Source organism: Sphingosinithalassobacter tenebrarum (assembly GCF_011057975.1).
GTDB lineage: Bacteria > Pseudomonadota > Alphaproteobacteria > Sphingomonadales > Sphingomonadaceae > Sphingomonas > Sphingomonas tenebrarum.
Genome location: NZ_CP049109.1, coordinates 3,228,260 through 3,247,546, shown reverse-complemented (window position 1 = coordinate 3,247,546; position 19,287 = coordinate 3,228,260). Strand labels below are relative to the sequence as shown.

Here is a 19,287-nt window from a genome sequence, read left to right as displayed (position 1 = left end):
CAACTGCCCAGCGACGGTGCGACCAAAAAACGGGCCGGAGTTGCCCCCGGCCCGTTCGCATGTCGTGTGAAGAAGCTCACTTCGCCTTGGCGGGTGCCTTCTTCTTCTTGCCGCCCGGCTTTTTCGGCGGGGCGGGCGTGATTTCGAACGAAAGCGCCTCGTCCTTCATCCGCACCTTCACTTCGCCGCCGTGGACAAGCTTGCCGAACAGCAGTTCCTCGGCGAGCGGCTGCTTGATCTTCTCCTGGATCAGGCGCCCCATCGGGCGCGCGCCATAGAGCTTGTCATAGCCGCGCTCGGTCATCCACGCCTTCGCCTCGTCGTCGAGGCTGATATGGACGTTGCGGTCGGCCAGCTGCAGTTCGAGCTGCAGGATGAACTTCTCGACCACGCGCTCGACCACTTCGGTCGGCAGGTATCCGAACGGTACGATCGCATCGAGGCGGTTGCGGAACTCCGGCGTGAAGAGCTTTTTCACGGCGTCTTCCTGCACGTCCTCGCGGCTGATGTTGCCGAAGCCGATCGATTCCTTGGCCATGTCGCTGGCGCCCGCATTGGTCGTCATGATCAGGATGACGTTGCGGAAATCCACTGTCTTGCCGTGGTGATCGGTCAGCTTGCCGTTGTCCATCACCTGCAACAGGATGTTGAACAGATCGGGATGCGCCTTCTCGATTTCGTCGAGCAGCAGCACGCAATGCGGCTGCTGGTCGACCGCGTCGGTCAGCAGGCCGCCCTGATCATAGCCGACATAGCCTGGAGGCGCGCCGATCAGCCGGCTGACCGAATGGCGTTCCATATATTCGGACATGTCGAACCGCTGGAGCGGAATGCCCAGGATCTCGGCGAGCTGGCGCGTCACCTCGGTCTTGCCGACGCCGGTCGGGCCGGAGAAGAGGTAGTTGCCGATCGGCTTGTTGGGATCGCGCAGACCCGCACGGGACAGCTTGATCGCCGATGACAGCACTTCGATCGCATGATCCTGGCCGAACACGACGCGCTTGAGATCGGTTTCGAGGCTGGCGAGCACCTTGGTGTCGTCGTTCGAAACGCTCTTCGGCGGGATGCGCGCCATCGTCGCGATCACGGCCTCGACTTCCTTGGGCGTGATCGTCTTTTTCCGGCGGCTGGGCGGCACCAGCATCTGCATCGCGCCAACCTCGTCGATCACGTCGATCGCCTTGTCGGGCAGCTTGCGGTCGTTGATGTAGCGCGACGACAATTCGACCGCCGCCTTGATCGCGTCGGGCGTGTAGCGGACGTCGTGATGCTCCTGGAACGCCGTGCGCAGCCCGGTCAGGATCTTGATCGTATCCTCGACCGACGGCTCGTTGACGTCGATCTTCTGGAAACGCCGGAGCAGCGCCCGGTCCTTCTCGAAATGGTTGCGGAATTCCTTGTAGGTGGTCGATCCGATGCAGCGGATCGTACCGCCCGACAGTGCGGGCTTGAGAAGGTTCGACGCGTCCATCGCCCCGCCGCTGGTCGCGCCGGCGCCGATAACGGTGTGAATCTCGTCGATGAACAGAATCGCGTGCGGCAGCTTTTCCAGCTCCGACACGACCTGTTTCAGCCGCTCCTCGAAATCGCCGCGATAGCGCGTGCCGGCGAGCAGCGCGCCCATGTCGAGCGAATAGATCACCGCTTCCTTGAGCACATCGGGCACGTCGCCTTCGACGATTTTGCGCGCCAGTCCCTCGGCGATGGCGGTCTTGCCCACGCCCGGATCGCCTACATAGAGCGGGTTGTTCTTGCTGCGGCGGCACAGGATCTGGACGGTGCGATCGACTTCGGCGGAGCGGCCGATCAGCGGATCGACCTTGCCGTTCTTGGCCTTTTCGTTGAGGTCGACGGTGAACTGCTTGAGCGCGCTTTCGCCCTTGCCGCCCTTGTCCTGCTTGGCCTCTTTCTGCTCCTCGGCGCCCTTGGGCGTGTTCGATTCGACCGGCTGGCCGCCCTTGCCGACGCCGTGGCTGATAAAGCTGACCGCGTCGAGGCGGCTCATATCCTGCTGTTGCAGGAAATAGACGGCATAGCTTTCGCGCTCGCTGAACAATGCGACGAGCACGTTGGCGCCCGTCACTTCGTCGCGGCCCGAGGACTGGACGTGCAGGATCGCGCGCTGAACCACGCGCTGAAACCCGCTGGTGGGGGAGGGGTCGGTCGACTGGTCGACCTTGAGCGCCTCGAGCTCGGTGTCGAGATAATGGGCGACCGTGGTCTTCAGCTCGCCGAGATCGACGCCGCATGCGCTCATCACTTTCGATGCGTGTTCGTCATCGATCAGTGCGAGAAGCAGGTGCTCCAGCGTCGCATATTCGTGACGACGCGACGAAGCGGCTTCGAGCGCCTTGTGCAGCGTGGATTCGAGTGCGGAAGCAAAGCTTGGCATCAGTTAGTTACTCCAGTCGAGCCGGTAGTGACACACCGGCTCCTTTCTCCCAATGTCGGGATGGCGAGCCTTCGCATCAAGCGCAGCGGCTCCGCCCCGGAGGTTTTCGGCATAGTGCCCGGCTCCGGTGCGACTGTGCTCATTTCTTAAATAGAGCGTCCGCGCTTGCGCGATGGTTAACGGCGCGTTTTATTTTCTCGCGCGTTCGGACGATTTCGGTTTCCAGCGCGGCGATCCGCGCTTCCAGTTCCTCGACCGAAAGCGGATCGAGATCCTGGCGGGCCAGCTGACCCACCGGATCGTCCTTGCGACGCGGGAGATTCTCGTCGGCGTCCATGTCTCTAGCGTTGACCGTCCGGCGCATGAAGTCAATAAGGCCCCGTTCAAAACCGGACCCGGAAATCTCCGGGCCCGTTCAGCCATCTAGAGCCGGGGGGCGTAGCGGGCGATGCCGGTGCCAGCGACAATGCATGCGATCGATCCCGCCGAGGCCGGCGGGCCCGATCTGCTTGTGCCGGTCGAACGACCGGTGCCGCAGCCGGGGGCGGGCGAGGTGCTGATCCGCGTCGCCGCCGCGGGCGTCAATCGGCCCGATGTCATGCAGCGCAGGGGAATGTATCCGCCGCCGCCGGGCGCGCCGAGCATTCCGGGGCTCGAAGTCGCCGGGGAAGTGGTCGCGCTTGGCGAAGGCGTGCCGCAGGAAATTCTCGGTCAGCCGGTCTGTGCACTGATCGCGGGCGGCGGTTACGCCGAATATGCCGTGGCGCCCGAGGGCCAGTGCCTGCCGGTGCCCGAATCGCTGACGATGGCCGAGGCTGCGGGGATGCCGGAAACGCTGTTCACCGTGTGGACCAATCTGTTCGAGCGCGCCTATGCCCAGGAAGGTGACACCGTCCTGGTTCATGGTGGCACCAGCGGCATTGGCACGATGGCGATTTCGCTGTGCAACCTGTTCGGAGTGACCATCATCGTCACTGCCGGATCGGACGAAAAATGCGCCGCCGCGAAAGCGCACGGCGCCGATCATGCAGTCAACTATAAGACCGAGGACTTCGTCGAACGGGTGAAGGAAATCACCGGCGGGGCGGGAGTCGACGCCGTGCTCGACATGATCGGTGGCGATTATGTCGCGCGCAACATCAAATGCATGGCCGAGGACGGCCGCCATGTCTCAATCGCGATCATGGGCGGGGCGAAGGCGGAAATTCCGATCTTCGAAATCATGCGCCGCCGCCTGACGCTGACCGGATCGACGCTGCGTGGTCGCGATACCGCGTTCAAGTCGCTCGTCGCCGACGAACTGGCGCGCACGGTGTGGCCCCACGTGGAGGCCGGCCAGTTGAAGCCGGTCCTCGATCGCACATTTCCGCTCGACCGGGCCGCCGAGGCGCACCGGCGGATGGAAAGCAGCGAGCATATCGGGAAGATCGTTCTGACGATGGCGTGAGCGCGTCGCGCGCGCCGGTTCGAAGTGCAATCGGGCGAGCCGGTGCGATCACCTGGCCGATTTGAGGTAGTTCGACTGTTTTGATACATTCCGCTCAGGGGAGCGGTGCGGAAAGGCCGAGCGGGAGATCGGCCATGAAGCTCATGCAATTGACCCGATGTCTGATCGGGCGACACAAGAGAGATCGCGGAGTCACCGTCAAGGACGGGGTGATGTACAGCCGCTGCATCGGTTGCGGGCGGCGGATGGTGCGCAGCGGGCCGCGCTGGCGGCTGGTGCGCGCTTCGAAATAATCGCCGTGATGTGACGATAGGATGACGTCGCGACGATTCGAAATGTAACAATTCCCCTGCATAGGCCGTCGGCATTCGAAGAATTGCACGAGGGCCCAGGGGCATATGGCTTCCGTCACCAAGCTTCGTTCTCGCGATCTTGCCGCGCTTTCCGAATTTGCCGTTTCGCGTCCGTCCACGCCCGAAAAGGCAGTGACCGAGCGGCGCAAATACCGGACCGTCTGGATTTCCGACGTCCATCTCGGCACGCGCGGCTGCAACGCGGCGATGCTGATCGACTTTCTCGACCATGTCGACAGCGACACCATGTATCTGGTCGGCGACATCATCGACGGCTGGCAGATGAAGAAGAAATTCTACTGGCCCAGCACGCATAACGACATCCTCTGGCGCGTGCTCAAGCGCGCCAAGCGCGGCACGCGGATGGTGTATATCCCGGGCAACCACGACGAGATTTTCCGCCAGTTCACCGGGCTCAATTTCGGCGGTGTCGAAATCCGGCGTCAGGCGATCCACGAAACCGCCGACGGCCGTCGCCTCTTGGTGCTGCACGGCGACGAATTCGACGCGATCACGCTGTCGCACCGCTGGCTCGCGCATCTGGGTGACGCCGCCTACACCGCGATGATGGCGCTCAATCGCTGGGTGGCGGGCTTCCAGCGCGTCTTCGGCCTGCCCTATTGGTCGCTCAGCAAATACGCCAAGGCGAAGGTCAAGAACGCCGTCGAGTTCATCGGCCGGTTCGAGGAAATCGTGGCGCGCGAAGCGGGCGCGCGCGGCGTGGACGGCGTCGTCGCCGGGCACATCCACACCGCCGAGATGCGCGAGATTGATGGCGTCGCCTATTATAACGACGGCGATTGGGTCGAGGGTTGCACTGCGCTGGTCGAGCATTACGACGGCACGATGGAGATTCTTCATTGGGCCGACGAGATGGCAGCGCGCAGCGCGTCAGGAGTCGCGGCACTGGCGGCCGCGTGAGCGAGGAGCAGAGCGTGCGCATCGCAATCGTCACCGACGCCTGGGAGCCGCAGGTAAACGGCGTCGTGCGCACGCTCCAGTCCGTTCAGCGCGAACTGGAAAAGATGGGGCATGAGGTCATGGTGATCTCGCCCGACCGTTTCTATTCGGTGCCGTGCCCGACCTATCCCGAAATCCGGCTGGCGCTGGCACGGGTGGCGCAGGTCGGCGCGCTGCTGCGCGAATTCGAACCCGAGGCGATTCACCTGGCGACGGAAGGCCCGCTCTGCGTCGCCGCGCGGCGCTGGTGCCTGCGCCGGCAATTGCCGTTCACCACTGCCTATCACACGCAGTTTCCCGATTATGTATCGGCGCGCTCGGGCGTGCCGGCGGAGTGGATCTGGCGCTATATCCGCTGGTTCCACGGGCCGTCGGCGGCGATCCTGGCGTCGACGCCGTCGATTCGGCAGTCGCTGGTCGATCACGGATTGCCGCAGGTTCGCCACTGGGGTCGCGGCGTCGATCTCGACAATTTCCGTCCGGGCATCGTCCCGCATCCGAAAATGCGCGGGCTGGAAGGGCCGATACAGCTCTATGTCGGCCGCGTCGCGGTGGAGAAGAATCTCGAGGCGTTCCTCAAATCCTCGTACCCCGGGACCAAGGTGGTGGTCGGCGACGGCCCGGCACGGACGGCGCTCGAGGCGAAATATCCCGAGGCGCGCTTCCTCGGCGCGATGTTCGGGGCCGAGCTGGCGAGCGCCTATAACGCCGCCGATGTGTTCGTCTTCCCCAGCAGGACCGACACATTCGGGCTGGTGATGATCGAGGCGCTGGCCTGCGGCGTGCCCGTCGCCGCCTATCCGGTGACCGGGCCGGTCGACATCCTCGACGATCGCGTCGGCGCGATGGGTGAAGACCTTACCGATTCCATCGGTCGCGCGCTGACCTGCGATCGGGCTGCATGCGCGGCCTATGGCAGCACCTTCACCTGGGCATCGAGCGCGCGCCAGTTTCTCAGCGCGCTCGTCTATATCGGCGACGTGCGGATCGCGGCCTGATCCGTCACGCCCGTTCGGCGCCCGATTCATCGCGCTGTCGCGCAACTGAAACCTTGCCCCCGCGCGCGGCTCGCACTAAGTCAGCCATGTTTACGGCCGCCCGGGTAGGGCGGCCCTTATTGTTTCTGGAGAATGTCCCGTGGCCCAAGCCCAGCCGCTGATGCCGCACGCGACCGCTTCCTGGCTGGTCGACAACACCGCGCTTTCCTTCGATCAGATCGCGGATTTCTGCGGTCTGCACATATTGGAAGTGCAGGCGATCGCCGACGATATGGCCGCGACCAAGCTGACCGGTCGTGATCCGGTTCGTGCGCATGAACTGACGATGGAGGAGATCGAGAAGGGTCAGGAAAACCCCGATTATCGCCTCAAGATGTCGAAGGGGCCCGATCAGGTCCGCCGTACCAAGGGGCCGCGCTACACGCCGGTGTCGAAGCGGCAGGACAAGCCCGACGGCATCGCCTGGATCCTGCGCAACCACCCGGAAATCTCCGACGGTGCGATCGGCAAGCTGATCGGCACCACGCGCACGACGATCGCCGCGATCCGCGACCGCACGCACTGGAACATCGCGAACATCGTTCCGAAGGATCCGGTGACGCTCGGCCTGTGCTCGCAGCGCGAACTCGACGCGATCGTCGCCAAGGCCGCCAAGCAGGCGGGCATCGAAGCGCCGACCGACAGCCGCCTCGAAGGCGATCGCGAAGCGCTGATCGAGGAACTGCGGATGCAGCGTGAACAGGCCGCGCGCGACGCCGAAGCGGCGGCCGCCGCCGAAGCGGGCGAAGGCGAAGCGCCCAAGCCGGCGTTCGAGGATCCGTTCAAGCGCTGACCTTCCGGGCGGCGCGAGAAAGCGCTGTCCTACAGGCAAGCAATTCGATAGCCCCTTTGCCCATGCGGCAGAGGGGCTTTTCGTTGGCGATATCACGCCGCAGGGCGGGGCCTGACTCGCGCGTACGCGCGCGCGTGAGCGCGTGAGCGCGCGCACGCATGTTGCATTGCGACCCGGTGCGAACTTTGCACGTATTTCTGCGGTTTCCGGGGAAGGTATCTTGACCGCCCCCGGAATTGCGTTCTTTATTTGTTCCGTTGCTGCATGAGTCGCGGGCAGGGAGGTTTCGGATGACGGACGAACTGGTTTTCTACACAAACCCGATGTCGCGCGGGCGGATCATCCGCTGGATGCTGGAGGAGACCGGCGCCGATTACGAGACGCGCGTGCTCGGTTATGCCGACAGCATGAAGGGCGCCGAATATCTGACGATCAATCCGATGGGGAAAGTGCCCGCGATCGTCCACAAGGGGCGGGTGGTCACCGAATGCGCCGCGATCTGCGCCTATCTCGCCGATGCCTTCCCCGATGCCGGGCTGGCGCCGACCGAGGAGGAGCGCGCGGACTATTATCGCTGGCTGTTCTTTGCCGCCGGGCCGCTCGAACAGGCAGTCACCAACCACAACGCCAAGTTCGAGCCGAGTGCCGAACAGGGGCGGTCGTTCGGCTATGGCGATTACGACCGGGCGATCGCCACGTTCGAAAAGGCAGTCGCGGCGCACCCCTATATCGCCGGGGACCGTTTCACTGCGGCCGATGTCTATGTCGGATCGCAGGTGATGTGGGGGATGCAGTTCGGCTGGATGCCCGACCGCGCGGCGTTCCAGGACTATGCCGGACGCCTCGCCGAGCGCGACGCGTACAGGCGCGGCAACGAAAAGGACGACGCGCTGATGCCGCAGCAAGCCCCCGCCGCCTGAGCGCGCTTTCGCTTGCGCCTTGTCCGCGCTTGAGGAAACAATGCGGCAAGGGGGAAGCGTGCATGTGGAAGAAGCTTGAGCACTGGTTCGAAACGGCGCTGTTCGCGTCGCGCTGGATTTTGGCGCCTTTCTATGTCGGGCTGATCGCGGCGTTGCTGCTATTGCTGGTCGTCTTCGTCCGCACCTTCCTCGGCGCGGTGCCCGAGGCGCTGACGATGACCGTCGAAGTCGCGATCCTCAAGGTGCTGACTCTGCTCGATCTCGCGCTGGCGGCGAACCTGATCCTGGTGGTGATCCTCGCGGGATATGAGAGCTTCGTGTCGAAGATCGACACCGAGGGGCATGAGGATCGCCCCGGCTGGATGGGGACGACGACCTTCTCGGGGCTGAAGCTCAAACTCTATGCCTCGATCGTCGCGATTTCGGGGATTCAGCTGCTCAAGCTGTTCATGGGCATCGGCCAGAAGCCGGTCGACGGCCACGATCTGATGTGGGCGACGATCATCCACTTCGCCTTCGTTGTGACGGCGGTGCTTTCGGCGCTCACCGATTACCTCTCGGCGCGGGGCAGCAAGAGCTCGTCGGGGTGAGCGGAAGCGAATTCTACAGCGATCCTCTCTTTCGTCGCCCCTGCGAAGGCAGGGGCCCGTCTCTCTTGCCGCGAGCGGTGCCCCATGCGGAGAGAGACATGGATCCCTGCCTGCGCAGGGATGACGGAAAATGGCGCGATAAAGGATAGCGCCTGCCTTTGGGTCAGCGATTCAGTCGCCCTGTCGCTCGCGCCGTCCCGGCAGCGCGTCGAGGATCGCACGCCGATCGGCGTCGCTCGTGCCGCCCCAGCGCGCGATTTCGTCGCTCGTCCGGGCGCAGCCTTCGCACCAGCCGGTCTTGCGATCGATGCGGCAGATATTGACGCAGGGGCTCTCTACCGGCTGCGGCGTTTCGTATTCGATCAGTCCGTCGTCCATCGCGCTGCCTGCAGCCGTTCGATGCCGTCCGCGTCGCGGATCAGCCGCCAAAGCCGTAGTTGAGGAAGTCCGGCACCGGGCCGTTCCAGCCCGCTTCCTCGCCGTCGGCGGCGCTGGAAGCCGGTTCTTCGGCGGGCTTCTTGCGCGCCGATGCCTTGCTGCCCCCGCGCGTCCGCTTGGGCTTGGGTGCCGCTTCGGCGGTCTCGGCCGGTTCGGGTGCCGCTTCCTCGGCAGGCGGCGTTTCGCTTTCGCTCGCCTTGTCCTTGGCGCCGGACCGGCGGCCGGTGCCGCTCCGGCTCTTGGCCGGCGCACGTTTGCGGGCGGGCTTTTCCTCGGCCGCGTCGGTCGCGGCGTCACCGCTGCCCGGCGTTTCACCCATCCGCTCGATCTTCTGGCCGGTCAGCTTCTCGATATTCTCGATATTCTCGACATCGTCCGACGTCACGAAGGTATAGGCGACGCCGCTCGCTCCCGCGCGGCCGGTGCGGCCGATGCGGTGGACATAATCGTCGGGATGCCAGGGCGCGTCGAAATTGAAGACGTGGCTGACGCCCTTGATGTCGAGCCCGCGCGCCGCGACGTCCGACGCGACGAGGATGTTGACTTCGCCCTTCTTGAACAGGTCGAGCTCGGCGAGCCGCGCCGGCTGATCCATGTCGCCGTGAATCTCGCCCGAGCGATAGCCGTAGCGTTTCAGGCTCTTGTTGAGCTCGCGCACCGTCGTCTTGCGGTTGCAGAAGATGATGGCGGTGTGGATGTCCTCGCTGTCGAGCATCGCGCGCAGCGCCTTGCGCTTGGCGTGGCCCGCGGAGGAGACCGGAACCAGCTTCTGCGTGATGTTCATGTTCGTCGTCGCGGGGCGGGCGACTTCGATCGTCTTGGGATTGGAGAGGAACTTGTCGGCCAGCTTCTTGATCGGCGCGGGCATAGTGGCCGAAAAGAGCAAAGTCTGCCGCGTCTTGGGCAGCTTGGTGCAGATTTCCTCGATATCGGGGATGAACCCCATGTCGAGCATCCGGTCCGCCTCGTCGATCACCAGCAATTCGCAGCCGGTGAGCAGGATGTTGCCGCGCCCGAACAGGTCGAGCAGGCGGCCCGGCGTTGCGATCAGCACGTCGACACCCTTTTCGAGCGCCTTGACCTGATCGCCCATCGAAACGCCGCCGATCAGCAGGGCAAGGCTCAGCTTGTGATATTTGCCGTATTTCTCGAAATTCTCCGCCACCTGCGCGGCGAGTTCGCGGGTCGGGGCAAGGATCAGGCTGCGCGGCATCCGCGCGCGGCTGCGCCCCTGTGCCAGGATGTCGATCATCGGCAGCACGAAGCTGGCGGTCTTGCCCGTGCCGGTCTGCGCGACACCGATCAGGTCGCGCATCATCAGCACACTGGGGATCGCGCTCGCCTGAATCGGAGTCGGCTCGGTATAGCCTGACTCGTTTACGGCGCGTAGGAGTTCATCGGAAAGGCCGAGATCGGCAAAGTTCATGCAAATGTCCGGAAAATCGGGCGCGAAAGAGCGCCGGTGCTAGCGCGACACGCGCTTGCGGATTCAGGCGCGAATGTCAAGTTTTTGCGCCATGTTTCCCCCAGATCAGGGCGCAAAGCGCGCAGCCGGCGATGCTTGCCGCGATCAGCGCCATCGAATGTGATGACCAGGGAAGGAAATCACCCTGCCCAAAGGGCGTCTCCGGCAGTGCGGGCGGCGGAACGCCTGCCGCCCGTGTCACGCGTGCCAGCGCCGTTTCGATCAGCCCGTTCACATGAAGCAGCAGCGAGATCGCCGGGATCGATCGCGGCACTTGCCACAACTCCACAAGCTGCCCTGCAAACCGGTTTGCGATGAAGACAGCGGGCATCAGCAAGACCATGTAGAGGAAATGGGCGAGATACCGCGGGCGCAGCAGCAGGATGGCACCGACAAGATAGGCGGTCGTCAACGCGAGAAAGGCGATCACGCCCAGCGCATAGACGTAAAGCGGCAGCGCGAACGCGTCGGCAATGCGAACCGAGCCGGCGAGCATCAGCAAGCCCAGCACCAGCGTGAAAATCGCGCTGAACAATGCCCGGATCACCTGGCCGGTCGCTTCCCATATCCGTGCCATGCCACATGCTGCCACGAAATGCCGCGGATGCGAGCCGCTCGTTGCGGGGGCGTCGCACCGCGTGCCTGCAGGCGAAAAGGGAGACGTCGCGTGCGCACGCTGATATTGGTTTCGCCCATGACTCCTGACCAGACCCGACTGATAGAAACCGTCCGCGCGCGCTTTGGCGACAAGGCGGTGACCACCGATCCCGACGATGTTGCGCCGTGGAACAGCGACTGGCGCGGCCGCTATCACGGCGCCGCGCCCGCAATCCTGTCACCGGCCGCAACCGAGGAAGTCGCTGCGATCGTCGCGCTCGCCGCCGATGCGGGCGTGGCGCTGGTGCCGCAGGGCGGCAATACCTCGATGGTCGGCGGAGCGACGCCGCCGGCGGACGGATCGGCGCTGATCCTCTCGCTTCGGCGCATGAACCGGATCCGGTCGCTGTCCGCGCCCGATATGCTCGCCGTCGCCGAAGCGGGCGTGATCCTCGCCGATCTCCACGCCGCCGCGCTGGAGAAGGGGCGGCGGTTTCCGCTGACGCTGGGCGCGCGGGGCAGTGCGACGATCGGCGGGCTGGTTTCCACCAATGCGGGCGGTACGCAGGTGCTGCGCTTCGGCACGATGCGCGCGCTGGTCGCGGGGGTGGAGGCGGTGCTGCCCGACGGGTCGGTGCATGACGGGCTCGCCGCGCTCAAGAAGGACAATCGCGGCTATGATCTGAACCAGTTGATGATCGGCGCGGAAGGGACGCTGGGCGTCGTTACTGCGGCGAGCCTCAAGCTGGTGCCGGCGATCGCCGCGAGGGCTGTGGCCTGGGTGGGCCTCGAAAGCCCGCAAGCGGCGCTCGATCTGCTGCGCCGGATGGAGGAGCGCACGACGACGATCGAGAGTTTCGAGATCATCCCCGGCGATTCGCTGGACGCCGTGCTGGGGCATGTGCCCGGCACGCGGTCGCCGCTTGAGGGGCGGCATGACTGGCATGTGCTCATCGAAAGCGTCGCGGCTGGCGTTTCGGACGAGCCGCCGAGCAAACTGCTCGAACGCCTCTTGTTCGAGGCGCTCGAGGCGGGGGTGGCGCAGGACGCGGTCATCGCCGCCAGCGAGGCGCAGGCGGAAGCCTTCTGGCACCTGCGCGATTCGCTGTCCGAAGCGGAGCGCGCGAGCGGCCCGGCGGTCCAGCACGACATTTCCGTCCCGGTCCCGGACATGCCGCGTTTCATGATCGAGGCGGCGGCGGCGGCCGAGCAGCGCTATCCCGGAACCCATGCCACGGCGTTCGGGCATCTCGGCGATGGTAACGTTCACTTCCATGTTCGTGCGCCCGCGGGTGTCGATCGCGACGCCTGGTATGCCGGGGATGCGCCCGAAATCTCCCGCTTCGTCCATGATCTGGTGGTCGCGGCAGGGGGATCGATCTCGGCCGAGCACGGGATCGGACAGATGAAGCGCGCCGAGCTGGAGCGATTGAGCCCGCCGGCGCGGATGGCGGCGCTGCGTGCGATCAAGCAGGCGATGGATCCGGGCGGAATCTTCAATCCGGGGAAGCTGGTGGCGCTTGCGCCCGCGCGCGGGGCGCCATAGACAGCGGCCAAACGCGTTTCAGGAGATCATGATGGCCACCGCGCCGACCCAGCAGTCGCTTCCGCTTTTCTACAACGACCTCGTGCCGCTTTCGAGCCAGGAGCACGCCGATTTCCGGGCACGCCGCACCGATCGCGCGCCGTTCCTGGTCGGCCAGCATGCCGTGCCGCTGACGGTGGAGGAATTTCCGCTGGCGCAGCGTCACATGCCGATCGTCTTTTCGGCGGGCGACAATCCGGTGCCGCTGGCGCTGATGGGCCTCAATGAAGGCGTCAACGTCTTCGTCGACGATGAAGGCAAGGTGCGCGAGCCGCATCTCTACATGCCGGCCTATGTCCGCCGCTATCCCTTCATGCTCGCGCGGCTGCGTCCCGACAGCGAGGAGCTGTCGCTGTGCTTCGATCCGAGCAGCGAAACCATCGGCGCCTTCGAGGACGGCGAAAAGCTGTTCGAGGACGGCCAGCCGACCGAGACCACCAAGTCGGTCCTGACGTTCAACGAGCAGTTCGAACAGGCCGGTCAGCGTTCGGGCCAGTTCATGCGTGAGCTGAAGGAACTCGGTGTCCTGATGGACGGCGAAGTCTCGATCCAGCCCGAAGGTGCGGCGCAGCCCTTCACCTATCGCGGCTTCCAGATGGTCGACGAGAACAAGCTGAAGGACCTTCGCGGCGATCAGCTGCGCAAGATCGCGCAGAACGGCATGCTGCCGCTCATCCACGCGCACCTCTTCTCGCTGTCGCTGATGCGTGACATTTTCGCGCGGCAGGTCGCCATCGGAAAGGCGCCGCAGCCGACGATGCAGCAGCCGGCAGGCTGAACCCAACCAACCGGAGACACAGGCGATGGCGACCACCGATGCAGACCGCTATGACCGCGTGGCGATTGCATTGCATTGGCTGGTCGCCGCGCTGGTGATCATCAATCTGGTTCTGGGCCTGTTCCACGAATCGCTGTTCGATGCGCGGCAGGTGATCCCGCTGCATAAATCGATCGGCATGACGGTGCTGCTGCTCAGCATCGCCAGGGTCGTGTGGCGGCTCGGGCATCGGGCGCCTGCGCTGCCCGCGCAGATGCCGGGTTGGGAGAAGGCGAGCGCGCATGCGACGCATCTGGCGCTTTATGGCCTGATCCTGTTGCTGCCGCTTACCGGCTGGATGATGTCGTCCAACCCGGAACGGCCGCGGCCCGTCGGCTGGTTCGGCCTGTTCGATTTCCCGGTGCTGCCGATCAACGAGGCGCTGGCCGGATTCGGCCATGAGGCGCACGAGATACTGGGTTTCGCGATGCTGGCGCTGGTCGTCCTGCACATCGCGGCGGCGCTGCGCCACCAGTTCATCCTGCGGGATCGCGTCCTGTCGCGAATGGCGCGCTGATCCAAGATGAACAAATATTCATCTTGGAAAACAAATATTTGTGATCGCTTGACCAAGTCTTGAAGCGGTCTGTGCACTGACCTATATTGATTAGGCACGGACACGTGTTCCCCCTTTCGCGGGTTCGTGCGGCACGCCTTCGGGCGTGTCTCCTCCCTGAACCTTGGCCACCTCGCGCGATAAGCGCGGGGTGGTTTTTTATGGGCGGTGGCCGATCGGGATCATTCCGCGGCGATGGCGTGCGGCGCGACGGCGTCGCTGATCGCGGCGATCATGTCGCGCAACAGGGCGACGGTGCGATCCGCGCCCGGTCCGGGCTGGTCGAGCTGGCCGTCGAGATACAAGGTCCGGTCGATTTCGATCTGCACGGCATGGATGCCGCGGCGCGGGTCGCCGTGCCGCTGCAGGATATGGCCGCCGGGATAGGGAGTATTGACTGCGCTGGTCGTGCCGTGCGCATGCGTGACGCCTTGCAGCCGCGCGATCAGGTGCGGTGCCGCCGATTTACCGTACCGGTCGCCGAAGACGATACGCGGCGCTTCGTCGATCGCGCCGATCGGCGGCATCGAATGCACATCGATCAGTACCGCCACGCCAAAACGGGCATGGGCGGCTGCCAGCGCATCGTGCAGTGCGGCGTGATAGGGGCGGTGATCGCCCGCGATCCGTGCGCGCACTTCGGCGTCCGACAGGCGTCGGCGCCAGATGTCGGCGTTCGCCGCGCGGCGCGGCACCAGCCCCAGGCCGCTGCGCAGCTTGGCCGACAGCGGCCGGCCGCTGCTTCGTGCGCCGTCGTCGAGTTGCGGGTCACGCTCGTCCTCGGCGCGATTGAGGTCGATCCAGGCGCGCGCCCGGCGTGCGATCAGCAGCGTTTCCTGCCCATGCGCCCCGCGGGCGACTGCATCGACATGCCGATCCTCCAGCGCGCGCAGCGATTCGACCGGAACGCGCAATGCCGCGCGCAGCGCCAGCGGATAATCGCGCCCGGCATGGGGAACGGACAGCACGATGGGGCTGATCGGCGCAATCGGCCCGTGGCGTTCGAATGTCGCAGCGTCATTCACGCTAAAATGCTTAGAAGCGGGACAGCGGGCCGACAAGTCGCTGCCGTTCGGTGCTGGAAAATGTTAAGTGGTTTTCGCATATTGCAATGCGCTTTGCGGGGCCGGGAGTGACGATGATCAAGATTTTGCTGGCTGAGGACGATCAGGTGATGCGTGAATATCTCACGCGTGCGCTGGAACGTTCGGGCTATGGCGTTTCCGCGGTCGACCGCGGGACGGCGGCGCTTCCCTTGCTGGAAAACGAGCAGTTCGACTTGCTCCTGACCGATATCGTCATGCCCGAAATGGACGGGATCGAGCTGGCGCAGCGCGCCGCCGATATCGCGCCCGACATGCGCGTGATGTTCATCACCGGCTTCGCGGCGGTGACGCTGAAGGCGGGCAAGCAGGTGCCGCAGGCGCGCGTGCTTTCCAAGCCGTTCCACTTGCGCGACCTGGTGCTGGAAGTCGATCGCATGTTCGAGGTGGAGAGCGTTCCCAGCCGGAATTGAAAATTCCATACGCTTTCGCTTGCGTGCTGCGAATCCACTCGCTAAAGCGCGCGGCTCTCGGGGGCGTGTAGCTCAGTGGTAGAGCACTGTGTTGACATCGCAGGGGTCGCAAGTTCAATCCTTGCCACGCCCACCATTTTCCAAGGCCCGTCGCTTCTTTGAAGAAGCGGCGGGCCTTTGCCTTTTCAGGCTGCTTCAGACGCCGCTACCGGTCCTTCGGACAACGGCTTGTTGCCGCGCCGCTCCAGATCGGCGAGCAGCGTCTCGATCGCCCAGCGCACCGCTGCGGCGCTTTCCTCGCCGTCCATGTCCCACTGGTCGCGCATCTCGCGCCAGGCGAAGTCGCTGCCCATCAGCTGGATCGCGGCGATCGCCCAGCGCCGGTCCGGTTCGGGCAGATAGGCGGTGGCATCGCCCAGCATCGCGCGATACGCAGTCACGCGCTCGGGCTTGGCCATGTTGCGCGTCGTGCGGCCTTCGGCAGTCGTCGTCAGCACCATCATCGCATCGGCATGCGCGTCATAGTCGCCAAAGCGCGATTCCAGCCCGTCGAGCAGCGCGTCGAGCGAGCGCGGGCTTGCCGAAACATTGTTCATTCGCTGCAGCACGGCGCTGCGCAGCGCTTCCTGATCGGGGAAATAGCGATAGGCGGTCCGGCGCGACACACCGGCCCGTTCCGCGACGAGATCATGATTGATCACGGCGCCTTCGGCGGTCAGCGCCATCAACGCATCGACGATCCGCTCGCGCGTCGCCTTGTTGTCCGATGTCTTCGCCGGCCGGGCCGGGTCTTCGAGCAGGAATTTACGCATCACCATCGCCGCCCGGTGGCACCGGGCACAATTTGTGTCAAACCGCCATGACACGAAATGTGCCACAGGGCGGCGGGGCGGCGCAAATCGCCGCACCCGATGCCGTTTACCCGTCCTTCTGCTGTCCCTCGTCCCGCGTCATGTGCGTGCCTTCCACGCCGACCACCGGCTGCACCTTGGGATAGGGCAGGATCATCCGGCCGTCGGGATCGGCGGTGAAGGTCGTCTGGGTCGGATAGGCGATTTCGATGCCTTCCTTGTTGAACTTGTCCAGGATCGCGATGCCGATGGCGGTACGCCCTTCATAGAAGGCGACGAAGTCGGCGCCGTCGCTGTCGAACTCCAGCTCGAAATCGAGGCTCGACGCCCCGAACCCAACAAAGCCGCAACGCACGAAAATCCGGTCATGTGCCTCGACGATATCCTTGAGCATGCCCGGAATGCGCGCGCAGACCTCGGGCGAGGTCTGATAGATCACGCCGATAGCCAGCTTGGCACGGCGATGCTTGCGCTGGGTGTTGTTGGTGATTTCCTTGTCGAGCAGGTTGCGGTTGGAAATGATCAGCTCCTCGCCGGTAAAGGCGCGAACGCGCGTCGATTTCAGCCCGATCGCTTCGATCGACCCGAAGGTGTTGTCATAGGCAATGCTGTCGCCGCGCCGGAACGGCTTGTCGAAGATGATCGAAAGCGCCGCGAAAAGGTCGGCGAAGATTCCCTGCGCGGCGAGACCGATGGCGATGCCGCCCACGCCGAGACCGGCGACCAGCCCGGTAACGTCCACGCCGAGATTCGAAAGCACCACCACCAGCGCGATGGCGAAGACCGTGAAGCTCACCAGCACGCGGATGATGCCGATCGCCGTCGCCAGCGTCTCGCCGTGATATTCATCGCTCGAGGTACGCATTTCGATGAAGCCGAGGATCACTTCGCGCGCCCACAAGGCGCCCTGGAACACTGCGGCGATCGTGAACAGGAAATCGACGGTCTGTTCGACCAGCGGCGGCGCGGCGGCATAGCCGATCACCAGCTTCGCGGCGGTCATGATGATGAAGAAACTGCCCGTCTTGGCGACTGCCTTGCCGAGGATCGAGCGCCATCCGGTTATTCCGGCAGGTTCCTTGCACAGCTTCGCGCCCCAGCCGCGCAACGCATATAGCAGCGCCGCGATCGCGACACCGGCGCCCAGTGCGATCAGCAATTCCAGCCAGTGGCTCTGCACCCATGCCATGCTGGTTTCGACGAATTCCTGCATGGTTACGGCGGACGCTTCGGTGGATGCGGCTTGCGCCGCCTGATTGTTGCTCATGCTTCCTTCTTCAGGCTGCTTGGGGGAGGGATGGGGCGGCATCGACCGGGTCGAGGAACGCGATCAGGCCGCGTTCGTACCGGTCGAGATAGCGAGTGGTTCGGGGCAGACGCAAATCATCGAAAAAGTCGGTCTGACCGTCCTTGTCCTTGGCAAGTGCGATCAGATCGGGATGGACATAGGATTTGCGCGCGATGGCCGGCGTGTTGCCCAGTGCCTGAGTCACCGGCTCCAGCATCGCTTTCAGCGTGATCGGTTCGGCGGCATCGTACAGGGCGCGATATGCGATCACGCTGGCGCCCCAGGTACGGAAATGCTTGGCCGTGAAATCCGCGCCCATTGCGTCATGGATATAGGCGTTGACGTCGGTGGAGGTCACCGGGTGCGCCGCGCCGGCATCGTCCAGCCAGCCGAACAGATGCTGTCCCGGCAGGTCCTGACAGCGCTTGGCAAAGCGAGTCAATGTGGCGTCGGTGATGCTCACCGTACGCAATTTGCCCGACTTTGCCCGGAATTCGAGTTGCAGCCGCTTTCCGGTCACTTCGGCATGGTGCTTGCGCAGCGTTGTCGCGCCATAGCTGCGATTCTCGCGCGCATAATCCTCGTTGCCGACGCGCAGGCGCCCCAGGTCGAGCAGCCGGACGACAGCGGCCACGGCCTTGCTGCGGCAATGGCTGCGCTTGCGCAGGTCGCTCGCAACCTGTCGCCGCAGATCGGGCAGCGCCTGCCCGAACGCCACGCAGCGGTCGAACTTGGCTTCCTCGCGCGCGGCGCGATACTCGGAGTGATAGCGATATTGTTTGCGGCCGCGCGCATCCTTGCCGGTAGCCTGAATATGTCCGTGCGGATCGGCGCAGAACCAGCAATCGGTATAGGCGGGCGGCATGCCGACACCGTTCAGCCGCTCGATTTCCTCGCGTGCGGTGATCCGGCGCCCGCGTGCATCCCAGTATCCCCAGCCGTGGCGGACCTTGCGACGCGATATTCCGGGTTGTCGGTCATCGACATAGACAAGGTGGGCGGGCGACATGCTTCTCTCTTCGTAGCGTCGTGCCCAATGCGCGATCCGTCGCTTCGTTCCGGAACATGCGCGGCGCCTGATCGGTTGTTCGTGCAAACCGCAATCAAATCAAGGAGCTACACTCATGGCTAGTTTGTCGCATGCCTGCGTCCTGTTCGTGGCGACCGACGGTTTCGAACAGTCCGAACTCTTCGAGCCGCGCAAGGCGCTGCTCGATGCCGGCGCGAAGGTGACGCTGGCGTCGATCAAGACTGATCCCATTCAGGGGATGAAGCATGATGTAAAGGGAGACACGATCACGCCCGACACGACGATCGATGCCGTCGATACCAGCGGGTTCGATGCGCTGGTACTGCCCGGCGGCGTGCTCAATCCCGATACCCTGCGCATGCAGGATCGCGCGGTCGAGATCGTCCGCGAATTCGCCCGCGACGGAAAGACGATCGCGGCGATCTGCCACGGCCCCTGGCTGCTGGTCGAAGCCGATATGGTGCGCGGCAAGCGCGCGACGAGCTGGCCTTCGGTGCGTACCGATCTGAAGAATGCGGGCGCCGATGTCGTCGATGAAAAGGTGGTCGTCGACGGCAATCTTATCACCAGCCGCAACCCGGACGACATTCCCGCCTTCAATCAGGCGCTTGCGAGCGCGCTGCAGGAACTGGCGGTCGAAGCGGCCGAATAA

The 19,287-nt window shown here is 64.5% G+C and carries 21 protein-coding genes and 1 tRNA gene; 13 read left to right on the top strand and 9 right to left on the bottom strand.

Annotated features, from left to right (window positions below; genetic code table 11):
* Nucleotides 1-76: 76 nt before the first annotated feature.
* A complete protein-coding gene (gene clpA, locus G5C33_RS15955; protein ID WP_165328046.1) occupies nt 77-2,392 on the bottom strand; it encodes an ATP-dependent Clp protease ATP-binding subunit ClpA in 2,316 nt (771 codons plus the stop codon).
* A gap of 139 nt (nt 2,393-2,531) precedes the next feature.
* On the bottom strand, nt 2,532-2,729 hold the full coding sequence (locus G5C33_RS15950) for a DUF1192 domain-containing protein (protein ID WP_165328901.1): 198 nt from the start codon (nt 2,727-2,729) through the stop codon (nt 2,532-2,534).
* Between the two features lie 129 nt (nt 2,730-2,858).
* On the opposite strand from G5C33_RS15950, the gene G5C33_RS15945 reads away from it, so the two are divergent.
* From G5C33_RS15945 to G5C33_RS15915, 7 genes are all read left to right on the top strand, one after another.
* Nucleotides 2,859-3,839, top strand: a complete 981-nt coding sequence (locus tag G5C33_RS15945; RefSeq protein ID WP_165328900.1) for an NAD(P)H-quinone oxidoreductase — start codon at nt 2,859-2,861, stop codon at nt 3,837-3,839.
* Between the two features lie 134 nt (nt 3,840-3,973).
* Nucleotides 3,974-4,132 carry a hypothetical protein gene (locus G5C33_RS15940; RefSeq protein ID WP_165328045.1) on the top strand — a complete coding sequence of 53 codons (159 nt, stop codon included), beginning with the start codon at nt 3,974-3,976 and terminating at the stop codon, nt 4,130-4,132.
* Nucleotides 4,133-4,237: 105 nt separating this feature from the next.
* Entirely contained in the window at nt 4,238-5,113 is an 876-nt protein-coding gene (locus G5C33_RS15935; protein WP_165328044.1) for a UDP-2,3-diacylglucosamine diphosphatase, read from the top strand.
* Nucleotides 5,114-5,127: 14 nt separating this feature from the next.
* Nucleotides 5,128-6,150, top strand: a complete 1,023-nt coding sequence (locus G5C33_RS15930) for a glycosyltransferase family 4 protein (protein WP_165328043.1) — start codon at nt 5,128-5,130, stop codon at nt 6,148-6,150.
* 160 nt (nt 6,151-6,310) lie between these two features.
* Complete coding sequence (locus G5C33_RS15925; protein ID WP_165328899.1) at nt 6,311-6,982, top strand: DUF1013 domain-containing protein; 672 nt, start codon at nt 6,311-6,313, stop codon at nt 6,980-6,982.
* 290 nt (nt 6,983-7,272) lie between these two features.
* The gene (locus tag G5C33_RS15920; RefSeq protein ID WP_165328042.1) at nt 7,273-7,902 is read left to right on the top strand and encodes a glutathione S-transferase family protein; all 630 of its coding nucleotides are present in this window, start codon (nt 7,273-7,275) and stop codon (nt 7,900-7,902) included.
* 62 nt (nt 7,903-7,964) lie between these two features.
* The gene (locus G5C33_RS15915; protein WP_165328041.1) at nt 7,965-8,492 is read left to right on the top strand and encodes a TIGR00645 family protein; all 528 of its coding nucleotides are present in this window, start codon (nt 7,965-7,967) and stop codon (nt 8,490-8,492) included.
* A gap of 171 nt (nt 8,493-8,663) precedes the next feature.
* Here the strand turns inward: G5C33_RS15915 and G5C33_RS15910 are convergent, their stop codons facing one another.
* From G5C33_RS15910 to G5C33_RS15900, 3 genes are all read right to left on the bottom strand, one after another.
* Nucleotides 8,664-8,870: a DUF1289 domain-containing protein gene (locus tag G5C33_RS15910; RefSeq protein WP_165328040.1), complete on the bottom strand. Its 207-nt coding sequence runs from the start codon at nt 8,868-8,870 to the stop codon at nt 8,664-8,666.
* Between the two features lie 40 nt (nt 8,871-8,910).
* Nucleotides 8,911-10,356, bottom strand: coding sequence for a DEAD/DEAH box helicase (locus G5C33_RS15905; protein ID WP_165328039.1), 1,446 nt, complete (start codon nt 10,354-10,356; stop codon nt 8,911-8,913).
* 76 nt (nt 10,357-10,432) lie between these two features.
* Entirely contained in the window at nt 10,433-10,972 is a 540-nt protein-coding gene (locus G5C33_RS15900) for a hypothetical protein (protein ID WP_165328038.1), read from the bottom strand.
* A 117-nt stretch (nt 10,973-11,089) separates the two neighbouring features.
* Between G5C33_RS15900 and G5C33_RS15895 the strand changes: the two genes are divergently transcribed.
* From G5C33_RS15895 to G5C33_RS15885, 3 genes are read left to right on the top strand one after another with little or no spacing between them, the layout of a single operon-like run.
* Nucleotides 11,090-12,538, top strand: a complete 1,449-nt coding sequence (locus tag G5C33_RS15895) for an FAD-binding oxidoreductase (RefSeq protein WP_165328898.1) — start codon at nt 11,090-11,092, stop codon at nt 12,536-12,538.
* A gap of 31 nt (nt 12,539-12,569) precedes the next feature.
* A complete protein-coding gene (locus G5C33_RS15890; RefSeq protein ID WP_165328037.1) occupies nt 12,570-13,355 on the top strand; it encodes a SapC family protein in 786 nt (261 codons plus the stop codon).
* Nucleotides 13,356-13,380: 25 nt separating this feature from the next.
* Nucleotides 13,381-13,911 (top strand): cytochrome b, encoded by a 531-nt coding sequence (locus tag G5C33_RS15885; protein WP_165328036.1) that lies wholly within the window; start codon nt 13,381-13,383, stop codon nt 13,909-13,911.
* Between the two features lie 221 nt (nt 13,912-14,132).
* Here the strand turns inward: G5C33_RS15885 and G5C33_RS15880 are convergent, their stop codons facing one another.
* On the bottom strand, nt 14,133-14,975 hold the full coding sequence (locus G5C33_RS15880; protein WP_228275095.1) for an N-formylglutamate amidohydrolase: 843 nt from the start codon (nt 14,973-14,975) through the stop codon (nt 14,133-14,135).
* Between the two features lie 113 nt (nt 14,976-15,088).
* Here G5C33_RS15880 and cpdR point away from each other — a divergent pair, with 113 nt between their 5' ends.
* Nucleotides 15,089-15,466, top strand: coding sequence for a cell cycle two-component system response regulator CpdR (gene cpdR / locus G5C33_RS15875; protein ID WP_165328035.1), 378 nt, complete (start codon nt 15,089-15,091; stop codon nt 15,464-15,466).
* Nucleotides 15,467-15,527: 61 nt separating this feature from the next.
* A tRNA-Val gene (locus G5C33_RS15870) sits at nt 15,528-15,602 on the top strand.
* A gap of 49 nt (nt 15,603-15,651) precedes the next feature.
* Here the strand turns inward: G5C33_RS15870 and G5C33_RS15865 are convergent.
* From G5C33_RS15865 to G5C33_RS15855, 3 genes are all read right to left on the bottom strand, one after another.
* Nucleotides 15,652-16,284: a TetR/AcrR family transcriptional regulator gene (locus G5C33_RS15865; RefSeq protein ID WP_165328034.1), complete on the bottom strand. Its 633-nt coding sequence runs from the start codon at nt 16,282-16,284 to the stop codon at nt 15,652-15,654.
* Between the two features lie 100 nt (nt 16,285-16,384).
* Entirely contained in the window at nt 16,385-17,584 is a 1,200-nt protein-coding gene (locus G5C33_RS15860) for a mechanosensitive ion channel family protein (protein WP_206518578.1), read from the bottom strand.
* A gap of 10 nt (nt 17,585-17,594) precedes the next feature.
* Complete coding sequence (locus G5C33_RS15855) at nt 17,595-18,614, bottom strand: DNA topoisomerase IB (protein ID WP_165328033.1); 1,020 nt, start codon at nt 18,612-18,614, stop codon at nt 17,595-17,597.
* Nucleotides 18,615-18,729: 115 nt separating this feature from the next.
* Between G5C33_RS15855 and G5C33_RS15850 the strand changes: the two genes are divergently transcribed.
* Complete coding sequence (locus G5C33_RS15850; RefSeq protein ID WP_165328032.1) at nt 18,730-19,287, top strand: type 1 glutamine amidotransferase domain-containing protein; 558 nt, start codon at nt 18,730-18,732, stop codon at nt 19,285-19,287.

Coding starts and splice junctions, on each gene's coding strand:
- G5C33_RS15915 (WP_165328041.1), top strand. CDS start 7,965: ATGTGGAAGAAGCTTGAGCACTGGTTCGAAACGGCGCTGTTCGCGTCG.
- G5C33_RS15855 (WP_165328033.1), bottom strand. CDS start 18,614: ATGTCGCCCGCCCACCTTGTCTATGTCGATGACCGACAACCCGGAATA.
- G5C33_RS15900 (WP_165328038.1), bottom strand. CDS start 10,972: ATGGCACGGATATGGGAAGCGACCGGCCAGGTGATCCGGGCATTGTTC.
- cpdR (WP_165328035.1), top strand. CDS start 15,089: ATGATCAAGATTTTGCTGGCTGAGGACGATCAGGTGATGCGTGAATAT.
- G5C33_RS15950 (WP_165328901.1), bottom strand. CDS start 2,729: ATGGACGCCGACGAGAATCTCCCGCGTCGCAAGGACGATCCGGTGGGT.
- clpA (WP_165328046.1), bottom strand. CDS start 2,392: ATGCCAAGCTTTGCTTCCGCACTCGAATCCACGCTGCACAAGGCGCTC.
- G5C33_RS15935 (WP_165328044.1), top strand. CDS start 4,238: ATGGCTTCCGTCACCAAGCTTCGTTCTCGCGATCTTGCCGCGCTTTCC.
- G5C33_RS15890 (WP_165328037.1), top strand. CDS start 12,570: ATGGCCACCGCGCCGACCCAGCAGTCGCTTCCGCTTTTCTACAACGAC.
- G5C33_RS15905 (WP_165328039.1), bottom strand. CDS start 10,356: ATGAACTTTGCCGATCTCGGCCTTTCCGATGAACTCCTACGCGCCGTA.
- G5C33_RS15940 (WP_165328045.1), top strand. CDS start 3,974: ATGAAGCTCATGCAATTGACCCGATGTCTGATCGGGCGACACAAGAGA.
- G5C33_RS15920 (WP_165328042.1), top strand. CDS start 7,273: ATGACGGACGAACTGGTTTTCTACACAAACCCGATGTCGCGCGGGCGG.
- G5C33_RS15865 (WP_165328034.1), bottom strand. CDS start 16,284: ATGGTGATGCGTAAATTCCTGCTCGAAGACCCGGCCCGGCCGGCGAAG.
- G5C33_RS15925 (WP_165328899.1), top strand. CDS start 6,311: ATGCCGCACGCGACCGCTTCCTGGCTGGTCGACAACACCGCGCTTTCC.
- G5C33_RS15910 (WP_165328040.1), bottom strand. CDS start 8,870: ATGGACGACGGACTGATCGAATACGAAACGCCGCAGCCGGTAGAGAGC.
- G5C33_RS15895 (WP_165328898.1), top strand. CDS start 11,090: ATGACTCCTGACCAGACCCGACTGATAGAAACCGTCCGCGCGCGCTTT.
- G5C33_RS15860 (WP_206518578.1), bottom strand. CDS start 17,584: ATGAGCAACAATCAGGCGGCGCAAGCCGCATCCACCGAAGCGTCCGCC.
- G5C33_RS15850 (WP_165328032.1), top strand. CDS start 18,730: ATGGCTAGTTTGTCGCATGCCTGCGTCCTGTTCGTGGCGACCGACGGT.
- G5C33_RS15885 (WP_165328036.1), top strand. CDS start 13,381: ATGGCGACCACCGATGCAGACCGCTATGACCGCGTGGCGATTGCATTG.
- G5C33_RS15945 (WP_165328900.1), top strand. CDS start 2,859: ATGCATGCGATCGATCCCGCCGAGGCCGGCGGGCCCGATCTGCTTGTG.